The organism is Saccharothrix tamanrassetensis (assembly GCF_014203665.1).
Classification (GTDB): Bacteria; Actinomycetota; Actinomycetes; order Mycobacteriales; family Pseudonocardiaceae; genus Actinosynnema; species Actinosynnema tamanrassetense.
In genome coordinates this window covers 684,411-696,116 of sequence record NZ_JACHJN010000005.1, presented here as the reverse complement: position 1 = coordinate 696,116, position 11,706 = coordinate 684,411, and the positions used below count along the sequence as shown (strand labels likewise).

Annotated in this window: 12 protein-coding genes; 8 read left to right on the top strand and 4 right to left on the bottom strand. The window is 70.4% G+C overall.

What is annotated here, in order from left to right; translation table 11 throughout:
- On the top strand, window positions 1–1,383 hold a 1,383-nt coding region (locus FHS29_RS19460), incomplete at its 5' end, for a tetratricopeptide repeat protein (protein ID WP_184692274.1).
- 68 nt (window positions 1,384–1,451) lie between these two features.
- Here FHS29_RS19460 and FHS29_RS19455 read toward each other — a convergent pair.
- Window positions 1,452–2,678, bottom strand: a complete 1,227-nt coding sequence (locus FHS29_RS19455) for a PLL family lectin (protein WP_184692272.1) — start codon at window positions 2,676–2,678, stop codon at window positions 1,452–1,454.
- A 398-nt stretch (window positions 2,679–3,076) separates the two neighbouring features.
- Here FHS29_RS19455 and FHS29_RS19450 point away from each other — a divergent pair, with 398 nt between their 5' ends.
- The 4 genes from FHS29_RS19450 (at window position 3,077) to FHS29_RS19435 (ending at window position 5,130) form a co-directional block, all read left to right on the top strand.
- On the top strand, window positions 3,077–3,613 hold the full coding sequence (locus tag FHS29_RS19450) for a hypothetical protein (protein ID WP_184692270.1): 537 nt from the start codon (window positions 3,077–3,079) through the stop codon (window positions 3,611–3,613).
- Window positions 3,614–3,637: 24 nt separating this feature from the next.
- Window positions 3,638–3,808, top strand: a complete 171-nt coding sequence (locus tag FHS29_RS19445) for a hypothetical protein (protein WP_184692407.1) — start codon at window positions 3,638–3,640, stop codon at window positions 3,806–3,808.
- A gap of 105 nt (window positions 3,809–3,913) precedes the next feature.
- Window positions 3,914–4,129: a hypothetical protein gene (locus FHS29_RS19440; protein ID WP_184692268.1), complete on the top strand. Its 216-nt coding sequence runs from the start codon at window positions 3,914–3,916 to the stop codon at window positions 4,127–4,129.
- Window positions 4,130–4,164: 35 nt separating this feature from the next.
- Complete coding sequence (locus FHS29_RS19435; protein ID WP_184692266.1) at window positions 4,165–5,130, top strand: nitrilase family protein; 966 nt, start codon at window positions 4,165–4,167, stop codon at window positions 5,128–5,130.
- A 395-nt stretch (window positions 5,131–5,525) separates the two neighbouring features.
- Here the strand turns inward: FHS29_RS19435 and FHS29_RS19430 are convergent, their stop codons facing one another.
- Window positions 5,526–6,713, bottom strand: a complete 1,188-nt coding sequence (locus FHS29_RS19430; protein WP_312864992.1) for a cytochrome P450 — start codon at window positions 6,711–6,713, stop codon at window positions 5,526–5,528.
- A 614-nt stretch (window positions 6,714–7,327) separates the two neighbouring features.
- On the opposite strand from FHS29_RS19430, the gene FHS29_RS19425 reads away from it, so the two are divergent.
- Complete coding sequence (locus FHS29_RS19425; protein ID WP_184692264.1) at window positions 7,328–8,146, top strand: lipase family protein; 819 nt, start codon at window positions 7,328–7,330, stop codon at window positions 8,144–8,146.
- 360 nt (window positions 8,147–8,506) lie between these two features.
- On the opposite strand, the gene FHS29_RS19420 is transcribed toward FHS29_RS19425, so the two are convergent.
- Both FHS29_RS19420 and FHS29_RS19415 read right to left on the bottom strand, forming a co-directional pair.
- Window positions 8,507–8,884, bottom strand: coding sequence for a DUF6817 domain-containing protein (locus tag FHS29_RS19420; protein WP_184692262.1), 378 nt, complete (start codon window positions 8,882–8,884; stop codon window positions 8,507–8,509).
- 111 nt (window positions 8,885–8,995) lie between these two features.
- The gene (locus tag FHS29_RS19415; RefSeq protein ID WP_312864991.1) at window positions 8,996–9,775 is read right to left on the bottom strand and encodes an IclR family transcriptional regulator; all 780 of its coding nucleotides are present in this window, start codon (window positions 9,773–9,775) and stop codon (window positions 8,996–8,998) included.
- 292 nt (window positions 9,776–10,067) lie between these two features.
- Here FHS29_RS19415 and FHS29_RS19410 point away from each other — a divergent pair, with 292 nt between their 5' ends.
- Together FHS29_RS19410 and FHS29_RS19405 are read left to right on the top strand one after the other, a co-directional pair.
- Window positions 10,068–10,682: a hypothetical protein gene (locus FHS29_RS19410; protein ID WP_184692258.1), complete on the top strand. Its 615-nt coding sequence runs from the start codon at window positions 10,068–10,070 to the stop codon at window positions 10,680–10,682.
- A gap of 36 nt (window positions 10,683–10,718) precedes the next feature.
- Window positions 10,719–11,699 carry an amidohydrolase family protein gene (locus FHS29_RS19405; RefSeq protein ID WP_184692256.1) on the top strand — a complete coding sequence of 327 codons (981 nt, stop codon included), beginning with the start codon at window positions 10,719–10,721 and terminating at the stop codon, window positions 11,697–11,699.
- Window positions 11,700–11,706: the final 7 nt, after the last annotated feature.

Here is an 11,706-nt window from a genome sequence, read left to right as displayed (position 1 = left end):
CGCGAACCGGGACTGGAAACCCTCGACCACGACACCGACCCCGCCGCCAGCCTGCCCACCGTCCTGTCCTGGTCCCTACGCCGCCTCACCGACCAACAGCGGACGGTGTTCGCACTACTCGGCATCGCACCGGGGCCGGACACCGACCTGCCCGCCACGGCCTCCCTCACCGGTCTGCCCCGGACGCAGGCGCGCAAAGTGTTGCGCGCCTTGGAGGACCACTGCCTGCTCGACCGGCGCCGGCACGGCCGCTACGCCATGCACGACCTGGTCCGCGCCTACGCCACCACCCTCGCCCACAACCATCTTTCGGAGCCCGTGCGGGAGGCGGCGCTGGCGCGGGTGGTCGACTTCCACCTGCACACCGCCCACACCGCCGACCGCCTCCTCAACCCCCACCGCCCACCGATCCGGCTCGACCCGCCCACCCACGGCAGCCGCCCGCACCGGTTGGAAGACCTGCCGTCCGCCTTGGCCTGGTTGGACGTCCACCACCCCCACCTGCTGGCCGCCCAGCACACCGCCGCCGACCACCACCGCCACCAGGCGGTGTGGCACCTGGCCTGGACCCTGACCGTGTTCCACCGCCGGCGCGGACACCTCCACGACGAGTTGGCCGTGTGGTCGGCCGCCGCCGACGCCGCCGACCACCTGTGCGACCTCACCGCCCGCACCCACGCCCACCGGAACCTCGGCCAGGCGCACGCCGCGTTGAGGCGGCACGAGCAGGCCGTCGAACACCTGCACCGGGCCCTCGCCCTGGCCGAGGAGCACCAGGACCCCACTCAGCAGGCCCACATCCACCACATCCTCGCGTGGGCCTGGGAGCAGCGGGAGGACTACCGGCGGGCACTGGCACACGCCCGCCACGCCCTGGCCCTCCTGCGCCCCCTCGATCAGGCGGTGTGGGAAGGCCACGCCCTCAACGCAGTCGGTTGGTACTGCGCCCGCCTGGGCGACCACGACACCGCCCGCGAGCACTGCCAGGCCGCCCTCGTCCTGCACCGCCGCCACCAGGACCCCGAGGGCGAGGCTGCCACCCTGGACAGCCTGGGCTACATCGACCACCACACCGGACGCGATCACCAGGCCGTCCACCACCACCGGCAGGCTCTCACCCTGTACCGCACCCTCGGCGACACCACGGGGTGCGCCGACACCCTCGACCGGCTCGGCCACCCCTACGCCGCCCTGGACCAGCACGACCGGGCCCGCGCCGTCTGGCAGGAAGCCCTGGAGCTGTACCTGGAACAAGGCCGCGACGCCGACGCCCGGCGCGTCCAGCGGCAACTCGTGGACCTCCTGCCGGAACGGGAGTCGGTCACGCCGCCGGACACGACCGGGAACGCGGCGAACGGGCGAGGCGAGCACGATCGGCGGTGACCCACCGCGGTGCCGGGTCGGGAAGTGCCCGCCGGAGCTGTTCCGGGGTCAGGTCGAGTACGTACCGGTCATCTCCACCAGCTGAGCGCCAGGCCGCCGGCGGGGGTGCGGATGAAGGCGTAGGGCCGCTGTGGCGCCGAAGGGGCGTCCTTCACCGTCGTCACCCCGATCCCCTCGTCGACGCCGTCGGGCACCATGCCCTGGTCGGTCCAGGTCCAGGCGCTGCCGGTCCACTGGTTGACCCACATGTGGCCGTCCTTGGTCCGCACGAAGGCGTACGGTCGCTGCGGGGCCGACGGCGAGTCCCGGACCGACACCGCTCCCACCCTGCCGATCACGCCGTTGCCGGGCTTTCCCTGGTCGGTCCAGGTCCAGGCACTGCCGGTCCACTGGTTGAGCCACAGGTTTCCCTGGCGGTCGCGGGTGAAGACGTGCAGTCGGTCAGCCCCCGTCGACGTGCTGCTGACGGTGATCGCGTCGACAGGGCCGTCGATGCCGCCGCGGGGCGCTCCCTGGCTGGTCCAGGTCCAGGCGCCGCCGGTCCGCTTGAGAAGCCACAGGTTCCCGTCGGACGCGCGGACGAACGCGTGCGGGCGCTCGGGGGACGTGGAGCTGTCCCTGACCTTGGTCACCCCGGCCGCGCCGAGGATCACGCGTCCGTCGGGTTTGCCTTGGTTGGTCCAAGTCCAGCCGTTGCCGACCCACTCGTTGACCCACAGGTTGCCGTCTTTCCCTCGGACGAACGTGTACGAGCGCTCGGCCGAAGTAGGTGTGTCCTTGACTTCGACCACACCCAATCCGGCGTCGATGCCGACCTCGGGGCTGCGGTGGTTGGTCCAGGTCGAGGTGCTGCCGGTCAACTGGTTGACCCACAGGTTCCCGTCTTTCCCGAGCACGAACGCGTACGGGCGCTCGGCCGCGGAAAGCGAGTTCTTGATCCCGGCGACGCCCACGCCACCGACGATCCCTTCCTCCGGCGCGCCCAGGTTGGACCAGATCCACGAGCTGCCGTTCGGCCAGTTGCCACGCAGCGTCCCGTCGGACGCGAGCACGAAGACGTACGGTCGATCGGCCGACTGCGAACCGTCCGGAATGGACACTGCGCCGACTCGCTCGACCGCGGTGACGCCACCCGGTGTCCCCATGCTCGTCCACAGCCAGGCCGCCGGCGCCACGGGATCGGCGTGCGCGGTACCGGTCGTCGCGGCACCCGTCAGCAGAACGGACAACCAGCAGGCAACCCGTCTGAGGCCACTGAACATGCGCTCCTCCTCGCTCTCGTCCCTGTCGCCCATGTCGGTGAAGGGTGCGGTGCGCACCGGCGACACTCCGGGGCTCGACCACCGCTGGTGCCTACCGCGGCCCGTCCCGGTGCGGTGGATCCGATCCCGCCGCCGGGCGGCACGGACATCTCGTCCGGTTGGCGGTCGGGGCGGCATGAACGCCGGTGTGGGCCCGGAGTGAGGAGCGAGCACCCGACGACGGAGATGGTATCGGGCGTGGAGCACGCTGGGGAACGCCGAGCACGAGATCGTCGCAGGGGCTCTGGACCGCCGAGGTCGACTGTTGGTCGGCCCGCCCAAGTCAAGCGGGTCGCGACAGGTCAGTGGCGACACGAAAATCGACCTCGTGGTCACCTACCGACGGCTCGACGGCGGCGAGGTCGTCGAGCCCGCCGCGGTGACCTCGACGCGTGACCCGGACGACCTGCTCTCATCCGGTTGGTGGCTCGTCGCGGCGTCAGTGGGTGGTTGTGGTCCCTCTGGCCGGTGATGACCGGTTGTACCGCTGGCACGGGCTGTGCGGTCGTGTTCGGCTGTGGTGGAGCACGCTCGGCGACGGGCCGAACGTTGCTTTGGTGTTCCACTTCGTCCAGAAGGAGGCAGCAATGATAGCGCGTCGACTGACCCGCCGGATCGTCGGATGGACCGTTGCACTGAATTGCGCGATGGCCTTCGCCGCGTCGGTGTCCGCCTCGGCGACGACCTACACCGCCGGTATCCGGGAGTACGAGCCGGACTACACGTGCGAAGACCTGCACTGGGTGGAGGACACCCTCGAAGGCGCGCAATGTTCGCCCGAGCACACCGGTCCGATCGTGGAAGCGTTCGACATCGAAGGTCGGATGCAAGGTGTGCCGGTGACTTTCCACTGCGAGTCCGGCTTCGGCATCGTGGATACCATCAGGGGGTTCGACTGCGAACGTGTGCGGACCTCCGATCGTAGGTAAACGACTATCACAAGCGGATCATCCTTGCGGACCCGCCGGATCGCGTTCACCTGTCCCGAACGCAAGGACCAGGTCGCCCGCCGCGCAGCCCTGAGCCCACGCGGCGGGCGACCACCGGCCTTCGACGAAGAGCGCTACAAGCAGCGCAACGTGGTGGAGCGCTGCTTCAACCGCCTCAAGCAGTTCGGCGGCTGACCATCCGCTACGAACGCCACACCGCACCGACTCGAAGCCGATCACGGACGCGTCGCCACCCGGCGCACGGACACCCCACAAATCCCGCCGGACCTGGTCGACCAGGTGGACGGTGACGGCTACGCCGACCTCGTCGGGGTCGACGCCGACGGTGAGCTGTTCGGCTACAACAACGGTTCACTCGTCAACGCGGGCAGGATCCCGTTCAAGAACGAGACCTGGCGGATCGAGAACAGCAACTGGTCCGGCGTCAAGCACATCGCTTCCGCCGACCGAGGAACTGCTGGTCGTACCGGTCCCCCGCCGGCGCCGGTACGGTGAGTGCCGCCCGGGCCGTCGGTGGTGCCGGGGGAAGGATGACGATGCGTATCCAGGCCGCGAGCGTGCAGTTCTGCCATCGCGCGGGGGACAAGGAGTACAACCTCGCCACGATCGCCCGTTTCGTGCGGGAGGCGGCGGACCGGGGTGTGCAGTTGATCGTCTTCCCGGAAATGTGCATCACCGGCTACTGGCACGTCGTGGGCATGGATCGGGCCGGCATCGCCGCCTTGGCCGAGCCGGTGCCCGACGGCCCGAGCGTCACCACGCTGCTCGCGCTGGCCCGCGAGCACGGCGTGGTGCTGGGCGCGGGCCTGATCGAGGCCGACGGCGATGCCCTGCACAACAGCTACGTGGTGGCCGAGCCCGACGGGAGCTGGCACGTCCACCGCAAGATCCACGCGTTCGAGGGCGAACACATCACCCCGGGCGAGCGCTACACCGTGTTCGCCTCGACGCTGGGCTGCACACTGGGCGTGCTGACCTGCTACGACAACAACATCGTCGAGAACGCCCGGATGACCGCGCTGCTCGGTGCCGACATCCTCCTCGCGCCCCACCAGACCGGCGGCGTGGCCTCGCGCAGCCCGCACGCCATGGGGACGATCGACCCCGCCCTGTGGGAAGCCAGGGACACCGACCCCGCGGCCATCGAAGCGGAGTTCCGCGGCGACAAAGGCCGTGGCTGGCTGATGCGATGGCTGCCGTCCCGGGCGCACGACAACGGCATGTTCCTGGTCTTCTCCAACGGCGTCGGCCTCGACCACGGCGAGGTCCGCACCGGCAACGCGATGCTCATCGACTGCTACGGCCGCATCATCGCCGAAACCTGCGCCGCCCGCGACGAGATGGTCGTCGGCGAGCTGGACCTGTCCCTGCTGGCCCGCAGCACCGGCCGCCGCTGGCTGCGCGGCCGGCGACCCGAGCTCTACCGCGCCCTGGCAGAACCGACCGGCCGGGAGATGCGCCCCCTCGAAGCCCGATTCTCAACCGACCCGACCTGATTCCCGGCCACCCGATCGGTACGTGCCCAACCGCCGCGTGGTCTCCGGCTTCTACCGCACCTGCGTCCCGGCAGATGCTCAAGCAGGTAGGCGATGCGCGGCGCGTCACTACGGGCGCGTTCGTGATCAACCAGGGTGTGCCGTCATCAGCCCTCCGAACACGACGAAACCGGGCACCGAGGCAGAAATGTGCCGCGTGATCGTGGTGGTCGAGGGGCCCAGCGCGGCGGGCAAGACGAAATGGTGCCGTCGGCACGCGGGCACCGGCCTGAGCCCCACGCGCCCAATGTCCGACCCGGCCCCGATGACCGTGGATGAAAGGTCGTCCGGGTCATCGGGGCCGGGTGGTGAATCCGTTTGCCTAGTACCAGTACCAGCGGCGTTCCGGCTTGGTGTTAAAGACGCGTCGCAGCATCGCGGCCATGGTCGCTCACCTCCTCCCGGTGTCGTGGTGCTCGTTCGGTCCGCGTGCGGTGCAGGGTGAAGGGCCGGGGGACGATGCCCTCGGACATGACCGCACGCGCGTCGCCTCCGGTGACCGACAGGTGGACACCCTCGGCCAGCGCGGTCAGCGCCTCGGTGACCAGCGTCTGCGCCACCGAGGCGCCGGGGCAGGCGAAAGGGCCCGCGCCGAACGGGATGTAGGGGCCGTGCCCGCCGGACCGCGCCCAGCGTTCGGGTCGGTACGCGTCGGGGTCGGCCCAGTGGCGCGGGTCGTGATGCAGCAGATGAGGGCTCACCGAGACGAGATCGCCGGCGTGCACAGAGGTTCCCGCGAAGGTGGTGGTGCGGGGGACGGTGCGGCGCAGCATCCAGGGTATCGGCCGATGCCGCAACGCCTCCCGCACGATCTGGTCGGCGGGCCACGGCCAAGGGGAACCGGGGGTGTGGTGCAGGCAGGCCAGCAGCACCGACCAGGCCAGTGACGCGGCCACCGGCGCCGCGACGGCCCGGAACATCATCAGGTGCACCCGGGCCACCGTCCGGTCCGCCAGATCGTCGGGGCACGCGCCCAGCACGGCGTCCAGCACATCGCGCGGCTCGCCGACGCCTTGTTGCCGGCGGCGCCGCACCTGCTCGGTCAGGGCCGCGATCACCCTGGCCCGCGCCACCTCCGCCCGCGCCCGCCGCCACACCCGCGGCGAGCGGAACACCACGCCCGCGTCCGCGGCCCGGTCCGCACACCGCCGCGCCCCGGCCGGTGTGCCGGGGTGCAGCAACAGGTCCGCCAGGCAGCGGTACACCAGCCGGTTCCCCGCCTCCGGCCACCGGCTGACCGACGGCAGCCCGGCCACCGCCGAGGCCAACGCCGCGCGGTAGTCCGGCAGACCGGCGCGAAGGACATCACGCACCGCGTGGCCGACCTCGACCTGCACCGCCCGCGTCGGCAGCAGGTCGCCGAAGAAGCCCGACCTGCCCGCGTTGAACTCCCGACCACGCAACAACACGTGCGCCGGCTCCGCCTCACCCAGGCACCAACCACCCCCGGGCAACCGCATCACCCCCGTCGCGCTGCGCCGGCGGAGGTCATCGACGTACTCCAGCGGATCGCCCCGCAACCGACGCCTGTCCCCGATCCTCACCACGCCATGCCCTCCGTGAACTGCCTCGACCCCGGCCGCCGACTCACCCGGCGGACGCCTCCGCTCATCAGAGACTTCCCACCCGGAGTGGAAGGCGCACCGACACCGGCCGGTCACCACCGGAACGAGGAGCGACACCACTCGACCAGGGGCCGATCGCCTCACACGGTCGCCGAATCCTCTCCCCCGCCATCCCCCACAGGACGAATGCGAACGCCTCGCCGAGGCGGGTGGCGGTGTCCAGGCCGCAGCCGGCCCGCACCCTGGTCGCTCTCAACGGCAGGCCCCGGACAATGCCCAGCCCACATGAGTTGTCGACCCGGAGCGTCAATCAGGTTGCTGTCCCGCGGTGAGAATCGCGCCGCCTCGCCCGCTCTACCCGATCGTGGTTCCACTCGACCACGTTGTCGACGGATACGACGCGAAGGCGGCTTGGAACGGCGTCCCGCCGACCGGTTCGGATTGCGCTTGTTGCACACGAACAGGGAGAGAGCGCCTCGGTGGGGTGATGGACCGGGTGTGCGGTGGTGGAGCGGGCGACGGCGCAGGTAGGCAGGAAGCACGGGCGGGGACCGTCGCCGCCATGCGACCTGTTGTCTTCGTGAGGATGGATGATGTCTGCGCCGACGCTGAACCACCAGGCCACCGGCTACGACGCCCGCCAGGCGTACTGCATGGCCAAGGCCGCCCAACTGGCCTACCAGGACCGCGAGCAGATCGAGACGACCGCCGGCGAGTGGGGGTTCGACCGGGTCCGCCACCACCACTCGACGTTCAGCCCGCCGTTCGCGCTCAGCGACACCCAGGCCTACACCATGGCCAGTCCGACGATGATCGTCACCGCCTTCCGCGGCACGGAGCCGGTCCAGCTGCGGGACTGGCTGTCGGACACGACCACTCCGCCGTGGCCCGGTCCGGCGGGCACCGGTCTGGTCCGCTACGGATTCGCCGAAGCGCTGCGGGCGGTGATGCCGTCAGTGCTCGCGGCCGTCGAGGAGCTGCGGGACGCCGAGCAGACGGTGTGGTTCACCGGGCACAGCCTCGGCGGAGCGCTGGCGATGCTGGCCGCGGCCTGGCTGCACTTCGAAGACCCCCGGCTCTCGGCTCAGGGCGTCTACACCTTCGGCCAACCCCGCACCTGCGACCGCACCTTGGCCTCCGCCTACGACAAGGCACTGGCAGGGCGCACGTTCCGGGTGGTCAACAACAACGACGTGGTCGCCCAGGTCCCGCCGGAGCCGGTGTTCCACCACGTCGCGGCCCTGCGCTACATCGACTCCTCCGGCAAGGTCCGCGAGAACCTGCCCGCGGTGTCCAACCTGCTCGACCGCGGCAAGGGCATGGTCGCCGACCCGTTCGCCCCCGCCGGCGACGGAATGCGCGATCACCTGATGAAGGCGTACGTGACCGCCTTGGAGAAGAACCTGCCCTGATCGCCGATTCCCTCGATCCATGATGTCGCCGGGTGTCCATCCTGTGGTTCACCGGTTCCACGGTGGTCCAATCCGGACTTTCCCCTTGCATGGTCTGACACGTCGAGCGGGAGGTCGTGCAGCATCGCGTGGTAGGTGGGCGAGTCCGGCCCGGGGCGGATGTCTCCGACCGTGGTCCAGCCCCAAGCGCGGTAGGCGGAGCAGAGCACGGCGTTGTCCGCCCCGAACCACGAGCGCGGCACGTGGTTCGGGGCGGTCGGCGAGGCGCGCGTCGTGCAGCAGGTGGGCATAGCCGCGTCCCCGGTACCGGGCAGCACCGTCATTCGGGCGGCGGTCATCGGCGTGGTTTCGTGGTGGGGGTCAGTCCGACCGGGCGGTATCGAAGTCCAGAACACGCTCGGCCTCGGCTGTTACCTGAACGGAGGCGACCCGCGCCCACGAGGTGAACAGCGACCGGAAGTGGGCGCCGTACTTCTGCGCCAGCGTCGGATCCTGTTCGACCACGTCCAGCTCGTTGACGATGCTCAGGTCGACGAAAGGGCGCAGCCAGTCGCGGTTCAGGCGCTCGCTCGCACCCGTGAAGCGGTTCCAGACCTCACCGGTGTCGGCCAGCCGCGGCCAGGAGAGGTCGCGGTCACAAGCGCAGTACAGGTAAACCAACCTTTCTGCCGACTCCCCGATGAGGCCCCGCAGGGTTGCTGTCCGTCCCGTCGGTGCTTCTCCCCCCGCCGCCGACACGAGGGCACGCTCAGCGTTCCCGGAGCGCAGCCGCCGTCGACCGGATTGTCACCGCGTGAGGTGGGCCCTGCCCAGCGTGGTGTCCGTTCAACGGACAACCGGCTGCCGGCCTCACACGTCGCGGATCCTGATCCCCGGACGCCACCCGAGCACTCGGGAGATGCCGAGGCCGCTGGCGATCAACGACGGGAGCGCCGCCTGGTGCTTCACCGAGCCGGTGCGCACGACTACGGACAACGCCGCCACCACCATGCCGTCACCGTCCACGATCCGGGTCGCCACCGAATCGGCGCCGGTGGTCAGTTCACCCCGCACGCTCGCGGTGCCGGTGCGGCGGCACTCGGCGAGTTCGCCGCGCAGAGCTGTCGGGTCGACGACCGTGCGGGGCGTGTAGCGCCGCAGCTTGCCGGACAGCACACCGTCGATCAGGTCGCCGCCGCCGTGCGCCAGCAGCACCTTGCCCACACCTGAGCAGTGCAGCGGCAGGCGCCCGCCCACCTGGGAGACCAGCCCCGGCGCGCGTGGAGCGGACAGCCGCTCGATGATCACGGCCTCCGCGCCTTCCCGCACCGCCAGCTGCACGTGCTGGCGCAGGGCCGTGTAGAGGTCTTCCATGAACGGCTGGGCGCTGGTGCGCAGCGACTCGGTGAGGGGTGCCAGCGTCCCCAGCTGCCACAGCCGCAGGCCGATCGTGAAGCGGCCGTCGTGGTTCCGGCTCAACGCGCCCACGTCGGTCAGTTCCATGGCCAGCCGGCGCACGGTCGCGTGCGGCAGTCCCGTCCTGCGCTCCAGATCGGTGAGGCTGAGCGCGCTCTGGTCGGGCCCGAACGAGAACAGGACCTGCAGCAGCCGGGAACTCACGCTCCGGCCGGGCTCGTTGGTGCGGGGCACGGCACGTCCTCCCTGTCGGCGACCGGTCCGGTGGCAACCGAGTATGTCCATAGGATGGCCGGTCGTGCCAGTCCATCCCACTCTGCCAGGCAGCACCAGGTGGTCAACCGGGAAGCACAGAAGGCCGCAGGAGCCCGAGATGCCCGACCGACCATCGGAACACCGAGGATCGCGCTCCTGAGCGCCGGTGTCCATTCAACGGACACGACGATGCCCGGACCGCGGGTCGTCGCGGAGAGTCTGGGCCACCACTCGTGGCGACGTGGCCACGAACGTCTTCGAGGAGTGCGGAATGAAGGTATTCGACGTGCGGGACATCCCGACCGGAGTCGACGCCGCGCTCGCGGTGGTGGAGAACCCGAAGCACCGGCACGTGCTGAAGAACTACCGCCGGCACGCGCTGCTGGAAGTTTCGGGTCTGTGGCAGGACATCCTGATCCCCGCGATGACCGTCGAGCACCCGGTCTACCGGCTCACCGAACGCGGGCGGACGACGGTGCTCGACGGCATGGACGAGGTGCGCGGTTTCTACTCCGACATCGTGCGTCGAGGGGTGAACGTCTTCGGCGCGCTGCAAGAGGAAGTCGCCGTGTCGGACTACGGGATCTTCATCGAGGCCGTCTTCGCCCAGGTCGTGCGCGGCACCGATCCGGCACTCGCCGGTGAGGGTGCCGATCCGGACGGCGTCTACCAGGTCTCGCACCGGTTCGCCGCCGCCTGGCCCTACCGGGACGGGCGGCTGGTCGGCGAGTTCGTGTACGACGACAGCGGCAGCTGGCGGGTCGACGAGGTCCCCCGGTCCGCGCTCGTCTCCCCGGCGCAGGCCCGTGAGGCGCTGGCTCCCTACCTGGTCCAGAGCCCCCTCTCGGAGATCGAAGACGGACTCCGTTCGTTCCGGGACGAGTGAACCCGTGTGCCGGCACCTATCGAGGGGAACGACGAGATGAGCACTGCCGCGAACACGGGAAGCGCCAGACGGTACGTGGACATCCACGCGCACTTCGCGTTGCCCAGTACAGCGGACGAACGGGTGCGCGCCTGGCAGGCCATGCTGGGGCGGGGCATCTACTTCCCCGAACCGCACGAATGGTCGGTGGAACGAACCTTGTCCTACATGGACAGTTCGGGCACCGCCATGCAGTTGCTGAGCAACGTCCCGGACAGCCTGCCCGCCCTTCGGGCGTCGAACGACTACGGCGCAACGCTCGTGGCGGACCACCCGTCGCGGTTCGGCCTGCTGGCGGCGCTGCCCACGGACGACATCTGGGCCGCGCTGGCGGAGGCCACCAGAGCTCGTGACGTCCTCGGCGCCGACGGCTTCGCGGTGACGACGAACTACCACGGCGTCCACCTGGGCGACGAATCCCTTACCCCGCTGTGGGAACAGCTCGACGCGTGGCGCGCCGTGGTGTTCGTCCACCCGGACGCCCGCCGACCACCGACGCTCGACCACCCGGCGCCGCTGTACGAGGTGGCCTTCGACACCGCCCGGACGGTCTTCGACATGGTGTTCCGGAAGACGTTCGCGCGCCATCCGGGGATCACGTTCGTGATCGCCCACTGCGGTGGCGCATTCCCCGCGTTGACCGGGCGACTCCGGTTGCTGGGCAACGAATCCTGGGTTCCCCAGAGGATCACCGCGGACGATGTCGACGCGCAGGTCTCAACCCTGTACGTCGACACGGCGGCGACGGCCGTCGCGCAGTCCCTGCTCCCCGCGGTGGCGACGGTCGGAGCCGACCACATCGTCTACGGCAGCGACTGGGGTGCGCCGTGCACGACCGAGGCCTCCGCCGAGGCGAACCGGTCGGGTCTCGGGCAATGCGGAGCGCTGTCCCCGCGAGAAGCCGACGGCGTGCGGGACCGCGCACTCGACCTCTTCCCCGAAGCGGCACGGCGGATCGCCGGTTCGACCGACCTGTGAGGAGCCG